This window comes from Nonomuraea sp. SBT364 (genome assembly GCF_001083785.1).
Taxonomy (GTDB): Bacteria; Actinomycetota; Actinomycetes; order Streptosporangiales; family Streptosporangiaceae; genus Nonomuraea.
In genome coordinates this window covers 81,483-96,313 of sequence record NZ_LAVL01000008.1, presented here as the reverse complement: position 1 = coordinate 96,313, position 14,831 = coordinate 81,483, and the positions used below count along the sequence as shown (strand labels likewise).

Genomic DNA, 14,831 nt, shown 5'->3' with positions numbered 1-14,831 from the left:
TGTAACCGCGTCCCCGGCACGCAGGGCAGGGCCTTGCCTCGCACTTCTCGTCTGGCCGGGTCACCGTCGCCATCTCCTCGCGAGTCATTCGGGTACTCCCTGTGGCGGAAGCCCGTTTCACTTACGTTGTTGATTGATGGCAAGTCCACCGGCAAAGCAGAATGAGGGGACCCGCTGATAGACCCCCCTCTTAACCCCTTATTCGATCTCCACCCTTGAAAGCAGGCCAGGAATGCCCGAAGTGAAACCAAATGAGAGGCTTCGGGGCTGGCGCGAGCAGGCCGGTTTGACTCGTGCCGAAATGGCCAAAAGGGTCAACCTCACCAAGAGCGGAATCAAGAATTCCCTTGCCTGCGACGAAGAACGCATCCGCCGTTGGGAAGCAGGTGAGGTCACCTGGCCTCGCGAGCCGTACCGACTGGCCTTGAGCGAGATCACCGGCCAGGCGCCAGAAGATCTAGGCTTCACCCCCACCAGGCGCGCACGTTCAGGGGGAATGAAGCCAGTAGCCATGAGACGCCCTGCAATGGCGCCACAGGCCATGGATCTTCTCGGACACGGAGAGGACGAAAGCAACGTGCGACGCCGCGAATTCGTCGGGTTGACGGGATCTGCACTTTTCAGCGCCGTACTCGCGCAGCCAGAGCCCGCCCAGAGCACACGCCTCGACATTGAGAGAATCGCCGCCGTACTCGTCGACTACACCGCCCCCGCCGACAACGTCACCAACCTGGACGCACTCGCCGACGCCGTCGCCGCAGCCAAGAGCAACTACCAGGCATGCCACTACGGCCGGGTAACGGCCAACCTACCCGCGCTCCTCCGCAAGCTCCGTGCCGCCTGCACAGCCCTCGACGGCGACGACCGGCTACGCGCCCAAGCCCTGACGGCCGAGGCGTACCACGTCACCGCCTCCATCCTGCTCAAGCAGGAAGACAAGGGCCTGGCCTGGCTCGCAGCCGACCGCAGCGTCCAAGCCGCACACCTGAGCCAGAGCCCTCTCATGATCGGATCAAGCTCCCGCATCATCACCCACGCCCTCATGGACGGCGGCCACCACCGCGCCGCCACCGACGCCGCACGCGGTGCAGCCGAACGCATGGACGCCGATCTCACCAGCCCATCCGCCGATGACCTCTCCATCTACGGATCCCTGCTCCTGCGTGGAGCCGTCGCCGCAGCCAGCGCCGGTAACCGGCACAACACCACCGAGCTTCTCGACGAAGCCGCAGAGGCCGGCACCCGGCTCGGCCATGACGCCAACCACATGTGGACCGCCTTCGGCCCCAACAACGTGCTGTGCCACCGGGTCAACATCGCCCTGCGCTTCGGCGACGCGGGCACTGCCATCGACTACGCCCGCCGCATCGAACTGGACCAGCTCCCGATCAACGAGCGCAAGGCCACCGTGCTCCTCGACACCTCCCGCGCCTTCCTCATGTGCAGCCAGCACGACAAGGCTCTGCACATCCTGCGCGCCGCAGGCGAACTCGCCCCCGAGGAAGTGGCAGGCCGCCCCGCAGCTCTCCGGCTCGTACGTGACATCCTGGCAACGGCCCCGATCAGCGTCCGCCGCGAGGCCCGCGAATACGCCGCCACCCTGGGAGTCAGCGCGTGACCCAACCCGGCAAGGTCCTCTACATCATCGTCTGCGCAGCCGGACCCGCCCCCGACGTCGGCCGCCTCGTCACCCAGTCCCAAGAGGCCGGCTGGACCGTCCAGATCATCGCCACCCCGCCCGCTCTGGACTTCATCGACGTTGCCGAACTGGAGAAGCAGACCGGCCGCCCCGTTCGCAGCCAGTACCGCAAGCCCGGAGAGCCCAAGTCCCCACGAGCGGATGCCATCATCGTCGCCCCCGCCACCTACAACACCATCAACAAGTTCGCCCAGGGCATCGCCGACACCTACGCACTCGGCCTGCTCTCGGAAGCACCCGGACTCGGCATCCCCGTCGTCGTCTTGCCCTTCGTCAACACCGCCCTCGCCTCCCGCGCCCCCTTCCGGCGCAGCGTGGAGGACCTTCGCGCCGAAGGCATCCGCGTCCTGCTCGGCCCCGGCCAGTTCGAGCCCCACCCACCCAGCACCGGCCCCGAACGCATCGACACCTACCCCTGGACGCTGGCCTTGCAGAACTTGCCGAATTGAGCTCTTAGGTATCAAGCGGCGGCGCGGCGCGCCGCCGTACCCCCGGCCCTCCGCCCGCCCGCCGTCCGGGCGTGCGGCCTGGGGGCCGGTCCCGGACGGCGGCGGGACACCGGGCCGGCCACCGCACACCGGCCCCGCCGTACTGACCGAACGCTCCGACCGGGGTTGCCGCACCGCCGCACAGATGCAGCCCTACGATCGCCACTGCATGGCTGGACGCCGTACGTGCTTGGGGGCGATCGACGATCCAGGGTTCGTTCCTCACCCTGGATCACCGAGCGACGTGGTTGATCATAGACATCAGCCCTGGGCCAAATTTCGTATCCCGTCTAGTACACATGCTCGTCTCTCTTAAGAGGATCACCACTCCTATCCCTCTATGCCTCGATAAGTTGTACCGTGGCATCATGTCGGGCCCCGTGAGACTCCACGAACTTTCCACAGCAGTCGCAGAGTCACTCGCATCGCTTCTTAAGTCCTATCAACTACCTGCTGTATGCACTCGTTACGGCCTAGAGGATGGGGACGACGATGAAGCCTTCAGGAGTAAGCGCTTGTACGTTCTCCGAAGAATCGATGGGCTTGCTCTGCCCCAAGTAGCAGCGATTGCACGTCGCATCGTTGATGAGTACGGCGACGACTATTTGGAGACGCTTCTCACACGCCTAGGCGCACGAAGCGTTCAAGGAGAGTTCCGAAATCTGATCTTTGCAGCTAATGGCCCAAAGCCAAAGATTATTTTGAGTGACGCGGTGAACAATGTGCTCGAAATCATCAAGAATGAGCAACATTGCCTTGTTTATCATCAACCGCTTCAGCCATCCGGCCTGACCTGGCGAGACCTTGTGGCATGGTGGGCCGAAAAAACCGACCGGCCGGCAGATGATATCGAGACTGCTGCTTCGCTTTTTAGGCGCCTCTCGGCTTCACTGGCATCACCGGCCGAAGAACGCCTATTCAATGCCTACGGCTACCTCTATCGCATGTCGGGTGGCTGGGACCTGCCCGCACTAATACCGCAGGTTTATCTTCACTACACGCCGTACACGCAAAAGTGGATACAGCAGTTAGGCCAGGGAAAGGCAATCCGGCAACGCATGGATTTCCTACTGCTTCTACCTCATCAGGCGCGTGTTGTCATCGAAGTTGACGGAGCACACCATTATTCGAAGGACGGGCGCGCCAATACCCATCTGTACGCCGAGATGGTATCCGAGGATCGTCGACTACGCCTTGCCGGCTACGATCTCTACCGATTCGGGGGAGCGGAACTTACTCCCGAGGATCGGGATGGAAGCGACTCTGCCTCCATCACTACGATGCTATGGGACTTCTTCATAAGTCTCTTCGAGAGGCATGAGATACCGTTCTCTATCCCATCCCAGCACTCGCAGCCATAGCTCACTATCGCACTATTTGGCCAGGCGGTCGATGAAGATCCGCAGGAAGGCATCTAGGGCATCCTGATCAGACACCTCTTCTGCGCCTAAGCGTTCTACAATCGGAATGCCAGCATTCATAAACAGTCGATCCCTGCTTCGATCGTTAGCATATCTACCCCTGTGTTTGGGCCCGTCTATCTCAAGAATTCCGACGCGACCTCTATAGGTGACGAGAATATCTGGCTCAAATGTTTGGTTGAGTACCCTAGCGCCAGGTAGAGGGAATATCCCAATAGTTTCGTGCAAGGGCAGACCGGCTTGTATTTCTTTGAGGGCTCTATAAACAGCCAACTCACCCAGATTCGTGAAGGTAAGGCCATCCTCCGCTGGAGGCCTCACTGCGGGCGAGGCGACAGATGTGCTACGAGCTGTTTCTGAACGTGGTCGTCTGCCCTGATTACCGGCCTGCTTCGCCTGCCGTAGTAGGTGATGCCAATCTAGCGGAACATCCTCGGGTTCACGAAAAACCTCGAAGTCCAGCTTTTCCACATCAAGACGATCATGGTGAGAGACGCCTGCAAATATGCGACTCACCGCGTCACCGAAAGCGCGGTCAAGAATCTTTTTATTAGCCTCGTCTTGTATTGCCTGCAAGTGTTCCGGCAGTAGCTGAAGCGTCCAGTTCACGCGCCAATTCCATTGATACAGGACGATCTTGCGCACTGACATAAGGGGCTCGATAAGTTGTTTCGCAGCCGACCTCTCTTGGTCAGTGAACTCGACGTTATCTCCTCTGAGCAGTATCCTGACGACACCTCCAAGAATGCGGTGTACATCATCAGATACGGACTGGTCAGCAAGGGTCTCGCGATCGTCTTCGTCACACCAGACGACAACGTACCCGCGGTCTGAGGCCGATGTGGGGTCGGGCATGGACACTCCTCCATCTTGCCGCATCTGCCCCAGCACGTATACGCATACAGCCCACCATCACCACTCTCGGCTACTGTAGGAGCACGCGGGCGCTGCCCTACAAGCGATCAGCCCAGTTGCATTAGCTGTTGCAGTTCGAGCCCGTGCCAGGCCGTTCAGAACAGACCGCTCGTGCCCGGTGACCTGCACTGAATGGCCTGGAACGGCTCAGACTGGATCTTTTAATCCGTAGGTTCCGGGTTCGAGCCCCGGGCGCCCTACCACCTCCACCGGCGGCTCCTTCCCTTATGGGAAGGTTTCTTGCTGATCGTGAGACACGTGTGGGTCACACCTGGGTCACTTGGTCATGCCGCCGCCTTCCGAAGGTTGCGGGCGGTCCTGCGCGCGTCTTGCCCAGGATCAGCCGTGCGATTGCCTGGGCTGAGCGGTGATACACCTCCGGCAGCACCGAGATGTAGATGTCGGAGGTCACCACGATGCTGCCGTGTCCGAGCGTGCCCTGCACGACCCGCAAGTCGGAGCCGCAGGCCAAGGCGAGGCTGGCGGTGCCGTGGCGCAGGTCGTGCAGCCGGATCGGGGGCAGACCACTAGCGCGGACGAGGCGTCGCCCAGTCGCTGCCGTTCGGTCCGCTCGTGACAGCGCAGCAGGCGGACGGTTTCCGGGTCCAGGGCGATGATCCGCCTGCTGGCGGCGCTTTTCGGTGGGCAGGCGATCAGTCCGTCGCCGGTGTGCACCAGTTGCCGGTTGACGGACAGTTCCCGCCGGTCCAGGTCCAGGTCCAGGTCGATCCAGCGTAGCCCGGCCGCCTCTCCGCGGCGTAGCCCGCGCAGCGCGATCAACTGCCACAGCAGGTGCAGCCGATCGCGTCGGGTGAAGGCGAGGAACGCGGCCAGTTGGTCGGCGGTCCACACCGCCACCGTCGGGTGTTCGCCCTCGCGCCGCCAGGCGGCCACCCGCCGGTCGGTCCATACCTGCGGATACGGCCGGAAGGGCGCGGGCAGCCGGATCATGCGCGCCGGGTTGGCGGCGATCAGGCCCTCACGCACGGCGGCGTTCAGTGCCGCGCGCAGCGTGGCGCGGATGCGGTGCAGGGTGGAGGGTGCGATCGGCTTGCCGTATCGGGTGCGCCGCCCGGCGAGGGCGGCGAACATGCGGCTGATGTGCCGGGTGGTCAGCTGGGCCGGCGCGGCGCTGAACGCGCTGGCCGTGGTAGCCCCTGACTGGCTGGTCACAGTGGCCGAACAGAGTGGTGGGACCGCTACGACGCCCGCGCCGAAGAGTTCCGGATGCCCAAGCGGATGGCGGCCAAGGTCGAACTCGCCAACCAGATCGGAGTGGACGGAATGCGACTGCTGCTCGCCGTCCATTCCAAGCAAGCTCCGCCGTGGCTCAGAGACGTCCCGGCGGTGGAGATGCTGCGGCGGATCTGGATTCAGGAGTTCCGCGACGAGGAAGGACGGGGCCGGTGGCGCGCATCTACGGATGCAGCCGACTTCATCCGCGCGCCTGGTCTCCCCCTACGACGAGGACGCACGCGTCGGGGTCAAGCGCGATACCCAGTGGGACGGCTTCGAAGTCCACCTCACCGAGACCTGCGACGACGACGGGCCCCATCTGATTACGGACGTTGCGACGACCCCGGCGCCCGGCAACGACTACGGCGTGCTGCCCATCGTCCACGAGGGATTGGTCGAGCGCGGGCTGCTGCCGGCCGAGCACCTGGTCGACGCCGGATACATGAGTGCCGACGCGGTCGTGGCGGCCAAGCGCGACCACAACGTCGAGATGGTCGGGCCCATGATGCCCAGCACCAGCTGGCAGAAGTCTGGCGAGGGGACCATCCCCGTCAGCGCCTTCACCATCGACTGGGACAACGAGACGATCATCTGCTCGCATGGCAAGGTCAGTAAGCGATGGGCGCACGAGGTTGCCAAGGGCGGCAGAGAGGTCATCAGGGTCCAGTTCGCCCGGAAGGACTGCGCGCCGTGTCCTGTCCGGCCTCAATGCACCCGGGCCAGCATTCCCCGCCGCCGGATCACGCTGCGAGTCCGAGAGCAATATGAGGTGCTCCAGCAGGCCGTATCAACCAAGACAGCCCCGATTTGAAGGCCCGCTACCAGGTCCGTCAGGGCGTCGGGGGCACCATCGCCCAGGCCGTCAATGGTTTCAGGGCCAGGCGGTCCCGCTATCGCGGGACCGCCAAGACCCATCTTCAGCACCTGCTCACCGCCCGGCGATGAACCTCACGCGGATCGACACGTGGCTGATGGGTGTGCCCCTCGCCCCGACGAGGACCTCACACTTTGCGGCATTGGCTGCATAAGGACAAATCCTCTATTCGCCAACAGCGTCCGATGGAGTGGGAGCGGGGCCGGGGGGCAGGTGGCCCGTATGGAGATGGGGGAGCCCGCGCGGCAGCCGGTGGAGATCCTTGTGACGGACTGGCTGCTCATCGACGCGGTGGTGGACAACGAGGTCAGCGTGGAGGCTGTGGACGGCGACTCCAGGGGCGTGGTGGCGCTGGGGTCGGCGGTGCGCGAGGCCGGGTGGGACGCGTTGCCGGACTGGCCGGTCGATCCCGCCGGGTTCGCGGACTGGCCGCAGCCCGGTCGCCGGGTCACCATCGCGCTCACCGACCCGCAGTGGTCCCTGGTCGTCGACGCGCTGGAGCGGTGGGCGGCCGTAGGCGCGCAGCGGGCCGATGTCGGCAGGGCCGAGGAGTCCATGCGGTTCCGCGCGATCGCCGAGCGGTTGCGGCGGGACCTGGACATGAGCGGGTGACAGGCCCTGACCTGTGAGTATGTGAGTGATATGTCGTGATATGTGGGTATTTCGCCGGTGTGGTGATGGGTGGATCGTCGGCCTGTCCTACCGGTGAGGGGGCTCACGATGGGACTACGCATCCGGGTGGTGCTGGCGGCGGCGCTGGCCCTGCTGCCCACGTCCGCCCCGTGGACCCCCGCGATCCACGGCCAGCCGACGGCCGCCCGCGCGATGGCGCCGGCGTCCGGCCACGGCGGCCCGATGCCGCTGGCGCGTCGTTCGGGGGGCCGCGCGGCGTCGGAGCACTGCCCGGTGGTGACACGGTTCACCTCGTGCGACATCGGCCGGGCGAACATGTTCGTCTTCGCCGCCCTGATCCCGATCGGCAGAGCCGACTACCAGTTCACCATCGGCTGGCACACCGAGGTCAACAAGCTGGAGTACCGCGCGGTCGTGCGCGTCAAGGTCCTCGGGGTGAAGGGCAGGGCGGCCGACGGCCTGACGGCGACCATCACGGCAGAGTGCGGCGGCTCGTGCACCTCCACGGGGCAGGTCAGCGGCCCGCTGTCGACGGTCGGCCAGGAATGGGGCGGCACCCTGAACTTCCGCGACGCCGTCGCCGCCGACAAGATGCATGCCTCACAGGCGGTGTTCAAGATCAGGCCGTGGCATCCCTCACGCGGATTCGGCACGCCGTCCAGAATCACGGCCGGCAGCACGGTCCGCTGCGACGACACCTTCGCCACCCACGCCGGGTGCGTCATCCAGGAGGTCTTCCCGGTCCTCACCTCGATGGCCGGTCTGGCCGGGATCTCCGCCAACATCGCCCGCGTCCAGGCCGCCACCAAGCTGGGCGTGCCCAACAGCGTGGCGACTGCCCTGCACCGCATGAAAGACAAGGCACTCCGCGAAAAGAACCGCGACATCGTCTGCCACCCCGGCGTCACCGGTCCGCGTCCCAAGGGCCAGAGCTGCGACGAGTACCCCTTCGCGTCCACCTACGAAGGCGGCGTCCCGGTACGAGCGGGCACGCCCATGTGGGCGTGGGTGCCGGCCGAAGAACAGAGCAAGCAGGGCGGCAGGCTCGCCACCTTCTACACGGCAAACCGCGTCCTCGACAACGACGGGTTCTACGTACAGGTCTGACAGCGGCCGTTCGCGGATCAGGCGATTCGGCGGGTACGGGGAAAGCCGACGCCCGTCAATATTTCGGATGCTTCCACGGCGGCGTACCGCAATCGAAAAAATGTGCGTACTTCTGCGTGTCGCCGCGTCCGCTCGAATGGATCGGTCATCGTCCTTACTCGGCTGCGTCAATCGACCTTGTACCGCTTCATAACTCATCGCGTGGTGCGTGATCTGCGGCTCTGACCTCCAGACGGACCCTGTTGCCGAATTCTGATCAAGTGGCCGGTGCGAGTTCGAGCCGAGCGAGGTGGCTGGTGCGGGTGCGGTCCAGCGGGTGGCCGTTCCACGGCCCTCTTCTCCATCGATCCCACGGCGGGTGAGGCGCATATCAGCCTCTATGCGGACGGCGCGGAGATCACGTACATCAAGCGGCTGTGCCGTCTCGGGAGACTGTCGGTCGGGCGCGAGCGGTCCGGCTACGAAGGGCTGAAGCTGTGGTTCCGGGAGGACTGCAAGGAGCCGGTTGTGCTCCAGACCAAGCCCACAATCCGGCTCTCATGGGACGTGAAACCTCTCGGCGCGTGGTAGCCGGGGGCGCAGGGTGTGTGGGCTGATCACGGTGAAAGGGACTGCCGATTCAGCGGGAGCCACCTGCGCTACGTGGCCGCCGACACCGAGGCGGTCCCGGCCCGGCCGGTATATGCCGGAGTGGTCGAGCACAGCATCCACGTCCACCCCGGCTGCCAGGCGTACGGCATCGGTCGCGCCCTGCCGGGTGCCTTCATCGCCGACGACGAGCAGAACCCCGCGATCATCCACACCGTCCGTGGCGTCGGCTACCGCTTCGTGCTGCCGGCTCAGGCGCCTTGAGGGTCGGTCCCCGAGCGGCCGGCGTCCGTGCCGAAGCCGTCGTGCGACATCCGCTCCTCAAGGGTGCTCAGCTCCTGGAAGACCGTGATGTGCAGGCCACCGGGCGCGTCGAGCCGGGCGTTCAGCGACTCCCACGGGGTGACCGTGGGCGGCGCGACCTCGTCCGCGCCCGCGGCGACCAGCCGCCCGGTGGTCTCGCGGGCGTCGTCCACCTCGAACGCCACCCGGAACTTGGGCGCCACCTGCCGGCCCACCTCGACCTCGTCGATCATCTTCTTCTGCGCCGGGTTGGCGATCTCGAGCGTGGCCCGGCCGGCGTCCAGGATCGCCACCCGCGCCCCGTCGCCGCTGCTGAAGGCCGCCTGCTCGGGCAGGCCGAGAACGTCGCGGTAGAAGGCCACGGCGGCCTCGTAGTCCTCCGCCTCCACCACCAGCCTGAGCTGGCGGACGGCCGGGCGGCTCTCCTGGGGGGCGCTCATGGAGCTCCTTCGGGTACGCGGGTCCTGTCTCCGTGCCCAACCCTTGGCCGCCGCCGTTCATTTCCGGTCGGCTTGAACCGGGGGCACGGACGTACATGATCTTGGCCTCGCTCACCTGGAGCGTCGCGGATATGTCAGCGCCCTGAGCATGATTCGACAGCCGTCTATGTTGACGAACATCTAAGCAGTATGGAATCGTGGGGGCTAATTAGATACGCATCTAACCATCGAGTGGCGCCTGCCGTTCCGCTCGGTGAAGGGAGACCCTCATGACGAACTCGACCAGCGGCGGCTTCATCGGCGATCTCGCCGAAGCGTTCGCCCCGCCCGCCGCCGGGGGCTGCTGCGGAGCCACCGCCACCAGCGCGAGCGAGGCTGATCAGGAGGCCACGGGCTGCTGCGGCAGCCCGGCCGTGGCTCAGGAGGCCGAGCAGGCCGGCTGCTGCGGTCAGGCACCGGCCCCCGCCGGCGCCCAGGTCACGGACGCCACGTCCACCGGATGCTGCGGATGACCTCCACGACCTCCGCCGCGGCCCGGCCCGCGGCGGGGCTGGGCGCCCTGCTGGAAGCGGTTTCGGCGGAGCGGATGCAGGCCACGGTGCACGAACTGGCCGGCGACCGCTACGCCGGACGGCGCGTGGGCACGCCAGGCGGTCAGGCCGCCGCCACCTGGCTCGCCGAGCGACTCGGCGAGCTGGGCGCCACGACAGAACTGTCCGGCTTCGACGTGGCGAACGTGCGCGAGCTGTACGCCACGCCCGTTCTGGAATGGAGCACCGGCGGGAAGACGCAGCGCCTGGAGCACCGCCGGGACTTCGTCGAGCACCTCGCCTCAGCCGACCTGGCGCACCCGCATCGCGCACCGCTGGCCGCACACTCCGACAGCGACCTGCGCGGCCGGTGGATACTGGCCGAGCCCAGCGACTGGGCGCGGGCGTGCGAGCGAGCCGAGGCCCACGGCGCCGCCGGAGTGCTGACCGCACGCGCCACCGACGCCGAGGGCTGGATGCCCAAGATGATCGCCGGACCACCGACTCGCCAGGTGCCCGTCATCGCCCTGCGCCCGGAGGTGCACGCCCGTCTGGCCGAAGCCCTGGCCCGCGGCCCGGTCCAGGTGACCGGCTCGATGCCGCTGCGGCAGACCTCCGCCCGTGGCCACAACGTCCACGCCCGCTTCCCGCACCCCGCCGAGGGAGATGCGGGCCGGGTGCGGGTGCTGCTGACCGCGCACTACGACGGCGTGGGCGACGATCCCGGTGTGCGGCTGCCCGCAGCCGCTGACAACGCCTCGGGCGTGGCCGCCGTCCTGGAGGCCACGCGCATCCTGTCAGCCCTGACCGTGCCCGCCGGGCCGGATCTGACAGTGGCCTTCCTGGACGCCGAGGAAGCCGGGGCCTGGGGTTCAGCCCACCACGCGCCCGCCCTGCCACCCGGCACACTGGTGATCAACCTCGACGGCGCCGCGCGACTGCACCAGGCCGCCTCCGTCGAAGCAGGAGGGCCCGCTCACGCCCTGCTGACCACCCTGGACCAGGCCGCCCGCCTGACCGGCCTGGCCCTGCGGGCCGGTGCGATGGCCTCCGACAACCGCCGTTACGCCGCCGCCGGACTGGCCGCGATCGGCATCGGCATGGGCATGCCCGGCTATCAGACCCCTGTCGAAACCCCCGATCGCGTCGAGCCGGACACGCTCGTGGCGGCGGCGCGACTGCTGGTCGCCACCGTAGGACTACTGGCCGCGCGAACGCCGGCCTGATCGCGCTCACGAGAACGCCATGGGAAGAGGAGCCGCTGTGCTCAGGTGCCGGTCGCGGATGATCGGGCAGCGGCCCCGTGGGGATGGCCGGCCTCGTTGCGCGTGATCCTGAGCAGGTCCGCCACGGCGTCCATGGTCAGGTTGTCGCCCAGATCGTCAGGCAGCGTGGGACGCATCGGCTCCGGGCGGGCGCGCAACGAGCTCTTGGGGTTGTCCCGTACAGGATCGAGTTGCTGACACCCACCAAGTTCTCCGTATCCAGCCGCGTCTCGGGAAGTCGATCCGTCCGGCTGGCTCGCAGCGTCAGCCGGTATGCCTGGGGCGGATATCGGGATGTGGTCAACGCATGGGTGCAGGAGACGGGCATCCCAGTGATCGGTGAGAGTCAGCGATGTCGACGGCGGACGGGCCGCGGAGCAGTTCAGCGACCGCCTCGCGCGCGGTGCGTGCGGCACCGATGAGGGTGGCGGAGGCGGGGCCGGTCCAGTCGCCGTAGCCGAGCAGGTGCAGGCGTGGCTCGCCGGCCGCCCGGGTGCCCTCCGTCGGGACGACCCCGCCGGGTCCGCGCAGGCGCAGCGGGGCCAGGTGGCCCAGGGCGGGGCGGAAGCCGGTGCACCAGATGATCGCGTCGCAGGTCAGCTCGGTGCCGTCGGCCCAGGCGACGCCGTCCGGCGTGATCCGGGCGAACATGGGCTCGGCCTTCAACGCGCCCCGGTCTCGCGCCTCGCGTACGGGCGGGACGGCGACGATGTCCCCCAGGTCGCCGATCGCCGGCGCGGTCTGGCCTGCGAGGGCGGCCCGGTGGCGGCGGGTGGCGAGGGCGAACAGCGCGCGGCCGTCCACCTCGTCGGGCAGCAGGCGGGGCGGGCGCGGCGTCGTCCACGTGGTGTGCGCGACGGTGGAGATCTCGGCGAGGATCTGCGCGCCGCTGTTGCCGCCGCCCACGACGACCACCCGCTGGTCGCGGAACGGTTCCGGGCCCCGGTAGGAGGCGGTGTGGAACTGCCGGCCTTGGAATCCGCCCATGCCTGGATAGTGGGGCACGTACGGACGCCACCACGTGCCGGTCGCGCTGATCACCTGGCGCGCCGGCCAGGTGCCCTTGTCGGTCTCGACGGCGAGGTGCCCGTCGCCACGTCGTACGGCCCGCACTCGTACGGGCCGGACGACCGGCAGTTCGTAGCGCCGCTCGTAGTCGGTCAGGTAGGCGACGACGTCCTCGGCGCCGGGACAGCCGCCACCGTTCGGCGAGGGCATCATGCGGCCGGGCAGCGAGCTGTACTGGGCCGGCGAGAACAGGCGCAACGACGGCCAGGCGTGCCGCCAAGCGCCGCCGGGCTCCTCCTGGGCGTCGAGGATGACGAAGTCGGCCTTGGCGCGGCGCAGGTAGTAGCCCGCCGCCAGCCCTGCCTGACCGCCGCCGATCACCAGAACGTCGACGGGCCGGGAAGGCGCCGTCATACAGGCAGCAGCTCCAGCTCGACACGTCCCGTGGCGGCGGGCTCGGCGAGTGGGGCGAACAGGGCGCCGAGCTTGTTCACCGTCTCGGGGACGATGCGGTAGTAGACCCAGGTGCCGCGCCGCTCGCCGTCGATCAGCCCGGCGGTGCGCAGCACCTTCAGATGGTGGGAGATGGTGGGCGCGGTCAGGTCGAAGGAGTCGGTCAGGTCGCACACGCACGCCTCGCCGCCGGCGTGCGAGCCGATCATCGACAGCAGCCGCAGGCGTACGGGGTCGGCGACGGCCTTGAGCAGGGCCGCCAGCTCGGCGGCCTCGGCCTCGGCCAACGGCTCGCGAGCGATCGGCGCGCAGCACTGGATGGTGGCGGGGGCGGCCATGACGCGACTCCTTAATTCGATGCTGGTCTAAATTGTAGGCGATGGTAAGCCAGCAGCGCCAACGCCGAGATCGAGCAGGCGGCGGCCACGGCCCCCATCACCCAGCCGTAGCCCGCCACCTGGGCCAGCGCGACCGCGCCCAACGGCGCCAGGGCCTTGTCGGCGACGGAGAAGACGGCGATGCGGCCGGCCAGGGAAGCGTAGGCCGCGGTGCCGTAGCGTTTGACCAGCAGGTGCGGCAGGGTGATGGAGGCGATGCCGAAGCCGAGCCCGAACAGCAGCACCGCGCCGATCGCGCCCGCCACACTCCGGCCGATCAGCGGGAGCAGCAGGACAGCCACCCCTTGCAGGGCGAAGATCGTGGCGGCGATGAGGGCGGCCGGCAGACGCGTCTGCAGCCCGGTGGTGATCAGTCTTCCGGTCACCGACAGCACGCCCAGCAGCCCGGCGAGCGTGGCGGCCAGCACCGGCGGGTGGCCGAGGTGGAGCAGGTAGGTGATGAGCAGCACCGCCATCACGGCCGCCGCGCCGCCGTTGGCGGTGAAGGCGATCACCAGCAGCCAGAACGGCCGGCGGCGGGTGGCCGCTCTGACGATCCCGGCCCGTCCCGTGGCGGACGCCTCCGCGCTGCCCTTCGACGTACGGCGGCGTACGACGAACGCGTGCAGCGGGATAGCCGCCACCCCGTAGACCAGGGCGAGGATCACCAGCGCCGTACGCCAGCCGTACCGGTCGACGAGCAGGCCGGTGAGCGGGAGGAAGATCGAGGAGGCGAACCCGGCGACGACGGTGAGCGCCAGCAGGCCGTTCGCCCGGCCGCGTTCATGGCCGGCGAAGATCGAGACGATGACGGCGAAGGCTGCCTCGTACAGCACCATGGAGCAGGCGACGCCGATGGCGGCGAAGACCGCGTACAACTGCGGCAGGCTCTCCACCCGTGACCAGGCCAGCACGGCTGCGGTGCCGAGCAGCGACCCCACGGTCATCAGGGCGCGCCCGCCGTGGGCGTCCAGCCGGCGGCCGACCAGCGGCGCGCAGAAGGCCGCGACCAGGACGGACAGGGTGAGCGCGGCGGCGATCTGCGCGTTGGTGGCGCGCAGGTCGCGGGCCATGGGAGCGAGGAAGACGGAAAAGGCGTAGTAGAGCACGCCGTAGCCGACGGTCTGGGTGACGGCCAGCGCCCCGACCACCTGCCAAGCACGTCGGGAACGGGGGTGGCCGTCACCCCCGACCTCGGGGACGACGGCCTCGGCAGTGGAGCTCACGCGCCCGCGCAGGAGATGAGGGCGCGCCCGTCTGACGTGGTGCGCCAGTCACCGGTACGGGTCTCGATGATGAAGCCTTGAGCCTGCAGCCGCCAGGCGAGGGTTCCAGCCATCCGGGCGATCGCGCGCGCGTAGCCGGGATCGGTGCCGGGCCTGCGGGCGGCTACCAGTTCGTCGGCCAGCCGGTGGGCGGGCATCGGCTCATGGTCGCAGATGAGGCGCAACGTCTCCTTCTGGGCGGCGGTGGGGTAGCCGTCGGACATGATCA

At 67.7% G+C, this 14,831-nt stretch carries 19 protein-coding genes; 10 read left to right on the top strand and 9 right to left on the bottom strand.

The features are described 5' to 3' along the window. Positions 1-232 precede the first annotated feature (232 nt). The 3 genes from ADY59_RS06550 (at position 233) to ADY59_RS49675 (ending at position 3,548) form a co-directional block, all read left to right on the top strand. Positions 233-1,618, top strand: coding sequence for a helix-turn-helix domain-containing protein (locus ADY59_RS06550; RefSeq protein ID WP_156325340.1), 1,386 nt, complete (start codon positions 233-235; stop codon positions 1,616-1,618). Then, positions 1,615-2,148 (top strand): flavoprotein, encoded by a 534-nt coding sequence (locus ADY59_RS06545; RefSeq protein WP_049558918.1) that lies wholly within the window; start codon positions 1,615-1,617, stop codon positions 2,146-2,148. Before ADY59_RS06550 ends, ADY59_RS06545 begins: the two co-directional genes overlap by 4 nt. Before the next feature lie 554 nt (positions 2,149-2,702). Then, entirely contained in the window at positions 2,703-3,548 is an 846-nt protein-coding gene (locus ADY59_RS49675) for a hypothetical protein (RefSeq protein WP_156325339.1), read from the top strand. A gap of 12 nt (positions 3,549-3,560) precedes the next feature. Here the strand turns inward: ADY59_RS49675 and ADY59_RS49670 are convergent, their stop codons facing one another. From ADY59_RS49670 to ADY59_RS52330, 3 genes are all read right to left on the bottom strand, one after another. After that, positions 3,561-4,463, bottom strand: coding sequence for a hypothetical protein (locus ADY59_RS49670; protein ID WP_156325338.1), 903 nt, complete (start codon positions 4,461-4,463; stop codon positions 3,561-3,563). A 325-nt stretch (positions 4,464-4,788) separates the two neighbouring features. Then, positions 4,789-5,022 (bottom strand): hypothetical protein, encoded by a 234-nt coding sequence (locus ADY59_RS53905; RefSeq protein ID WP_442937680.1) that lies wholly within the window; start codon positions 5,020-5,022, stop codon positions 4,789-4,791. After that, complete coding sequence (locus ADY59_RS52330) at positions 4,932-5,831, bottom strand: site-specific integrase (protein ID WP_231618575.1); 900 nt, start codon at positions 5,829-5,831, stop codon at positions 4,932-4,934. Before ADY59_RS52330 ends, ADY59_RS53905 begins: the two co-directional genes overlap by 91 nt. 115 nt (positions 5,832-5,946) lie before the next feature. Here ADY59_RS52330 and ADY59_RS51110 point away from each other — a divergent pair, with 115 nt between their 5' ends. The 5 genes from ADY59_RS51110 to ADY59_RS06520 all read left to right on the top strand — a co-directional run bounded on the left by ADY59_RS51110 (position 5,947) and on the right by ADY59_RS06520 (position 9,225). After that, positions 5,947-6,570, top strand: coding sequence for a transposase (locus ADY59_RS51110; RefSeq protein WP_049558914.1), 624 nt, complete (start codon positions 5,947-5,949; stop codon positions 6,568-6,570). Further along, positions 6,567-6,704: a transposase gene (locus ADY59_RS53900; protein ID WP_197093475.1), complete on the top strand. Its 138-nt coding sequence runs from the start codon at positions 6,567-6,569 to the stop codon at positions 6,702-6,704. The genes ADY59_RS51110 and ADY59_RS53900 overlap by 4 nt, the downstream gene beginning before the upstream one ends. A gap of 151 nt (positions 6,705-6,855) precedes the next feature. Next, positions 6,856-7,245 carry a hypothetical protein gene (locus tag ADY59_RS06530; protein ID WP_049558912.1) on the top strand — a complete coding sequence of 130 codons (390 nt, stop codon included), beginning with the start codon at positions 6,856-6,858 and terminating at the stop codon, positions 7,243-7,245. A 108-nt stretch (positions 7,246-7,353) separates the two neighbouring features. Beyond that, positions 7,354-8,373 carry a NucA/NucB deoxyribonuclease domain-containing protein gene (locus ADY59_RS06525; RefSeq protein ID WP_082309904.1) on the top strand — a complete coding sequence of 340 codons (1,020 nt, stop codon included), beginning with the start codon at positions 7,354-7,356 and terminating at the stop codon, positions 8,371-8,373. Between the two features lie 642 nt (positions 8,374-9,015). After that, entirely contained in the window at positions 9,016-9,225 is a 210-nt protein-coding gene (locus ADY59_RS06520; RefSeq protein ID WP_053174498.1) for a hypothetical protein, read from the top strand. Here ADY59_RS06520 and ADY59_RS06515 read toward each other — a convergent pair. After that, positions 9,213-9,704, bottom strand: a complete 492-nt coding sequence (locus tag ADY59_RS06515) for a VOC family protein (protein ID WP_049558907.1) — start codon at positions 9,702-9,704, stop codon at positions 9,213-9,215. The two genes, ADY59_RS06520 and ADY59_RS06515, sit on opposite strands and share 13 nt — an antisense overlap. 269 nt (positions 9,705-9,973) lie before the next feature. Between ADY59_RS06515 and ADY59_RS06510 the strand changes: the two genes are divergently transcribed. Continuing rightward, positions 9,974-10,216, top strand: a complete 243-nt coding sequence (locus tag ADY59_RS06510; protein ID WP_049558905.1) for a hypothetical protein — start codon at positions 9,974-9,976, stop codon at positions 10,214-10,216. Continuing rightward, positions 10,213-11,460 (top strand): M28 family metallopeptidase, encoded by a 1,248-nt coding sequence (locus ADY59_RS06505; RefSeq protein ID WP_231618574.1) that lies wholly within the window; start codon positions 10,213-10,215, stop codon positions 11,458-11,460. The genes ADY59_RS06510 and ADY59_RS06505 overlap by 4 nt, the downstream gene beginning before the upstream one ends. 41 nt (positions 11,461-11,501) lie before the next feature. On the opposite strand, the gene ADY59_RS53260 is transcribed toward ADY59_RS06505, so the two are convergent. The 5 genes from ADY59_RS53260 to ADY59_RS06485 all read right to left on the bottom strand — a co-directional run bounded on the left by ADY59_RS53260 (position 11,502) and on the right by ADY59_RS06485 (position 14,826). Then, positions 11,502-11,636 carry a hypothetical protein gene (locus ADY59_RS53260; protein ID WP_269433557.1) on the bottom strand — a complete coding sequence of 45 codons (135 nt, stop codon included), beginning with the start codon at positions 11,634-11,636 and terminating at the stop codon, positions 11,502-11,504. 163 nt (positions 11,637-11,799) lie between these two features. Then, entirely contained in the window at positions 11,800-12,921 is a 1,122-nt protein-coding gene (locus tag ADY59_RS06500) for an ArsO family NAD(P)H-dependent flavin-containing monooxygenase (RefSeq protein WP_049558901.1), read from the bottom strand. Beyond that, a complete protein-coding gene (locus ADY59_RS06495) occupies positions 12,918-13,298 on the bottom strand; it encodes an ArsR/SmtB family transcription factor (RefSeq protein WP_049558899.1) in 381 nt (126 codons plus the stop codon). Before ADY59_RS06495 ends, ADY59_RS06500 begins: the two co-directional genes overlap by 4 nt. A gap of 11 nt (positions 13,299-13,309) precedes the next feature. Further along, entirely contained in the window at positions 13,310-14,563 is a 1,254-nt protein-coding gene (locus tag ADY59_RS06490) for an MFS transporter (RefSeq protein WP_049558896.1), read from the bottom strand. Further along, the gene (locus tag ADY59_RS06485; protein ID WP_156325337.1) at positions 14,560-14,826 is read right to left on the bottom strand and encodes a hypothetical protein; all 267 of its coding nucleotides are present in this window, start codon (positions 14,824-14,826) and stop codon (positions 14,560-14,562) included. Before ADY59_RS06485 ends, ADY59_RS06490 begins: the two co-directional genes overlap by 4 nt. Between the last annotated feature and the right edge of the window lie 5 nt (positions 14,827-14,831).

Excerpts from the sequence above, each read along its gene's own strand:
- ADY59_RS06495 (WP_049558899.1), bottom strand. The coding sequence starts at position 13,298 with ATGGCCGCCCCCGCCACCATCCAGTGCTGCGCGCCGATCGCTCGCGAG.
- ADY59_RS06505 (WP_231618574.1), top strand. The coding sequence starts at position 10,213 with ATGACCTCCACGACCTCCGCCGCGGCCCGGCCCGCGGCGGGGCTGGGC.
- ADY59_RS49670 (WP_156325338.1), bottom strand. The coding sequence starts at position 4,463 with ATGCCCGACCCCACATCGGCCTCAGACCGCGGGTACGTTGTCGTCTGG.
- ADY59_RS06485 (WP_156325337.1), bottom strand. The coding sequence starts at position 14,826 with ATGTCCGACGGCTACCCCACCGCCGCCCAGAAGGAGACGTTGCGCCTC.
- ADY59_RS06515 (WP_049558907.1), bottom strand. The coding sequence starts at position 9,704 with ATGAGCGCCCCCCAGGAGAGCCGCCCGGCCGTCCGCCAGCTCAGGCTG.
- ADY59_RS51110 (WP_049558914.1), top strand. The coding sequence starts at position 5,947 with ATGCAGCCGACTTCATCCGCGCGCCTGGTCTCCCCCTACGACGAGGAC.
- ADY59_RS06525 (WP_082309904.1), top strand. The coding sequence starts at position 7,354 with ATGGGACTACGCATCCGGGTGGTGCTGGCGGCGGCGCTGGCCCTGCTG.
- ADY59_RS06510 (WP_049558905.1), top strand. The coding sequence starts at position 9,974 with ATGACGAACTCGACCAGCGGCGGCTTCATCGGCGATCTCGCCGAAGCG.
- ADY59_RS06530 (WP_049558912.1), top strand. The coding sequence starts at position 6,856 with ATGGAGATGGGGGAGCCCGCGCGGCAGCCGGTGGAGATCCTTGTGACG.
- ADY59_RS06500 (WP_049558901.1), bottom strand. The coding sequence starts at position 12,921 with ATGACGGCGCCTTCCCGGCCCGTCGACGTTCTGGTGATCGGCGGCGGT.
- ADY59_RS06550 (WP_156325340.1), top strand. The coding sequence starts at position 233 with ATGCCCGAAGTGAAACCAAATGAGAGGCTTCGGGGCTGGCGCGAGCAG.
- ADY59_RS53260 (WP_269433557.1), bottom strand. The coding sequence starts at position 11,636 with ATGCGTCCCACGCTGCCTGACGATCTGGGCGACAACCTGACCATGGAC.
- ADY59_RS52330 (WP_231618575.1), bottom strand. The coding sequence starts at position 5,831 with ATGGACGGCGAGCAGCAGTCGCATTCCGTCCACTCCGATCTGGTTGGC.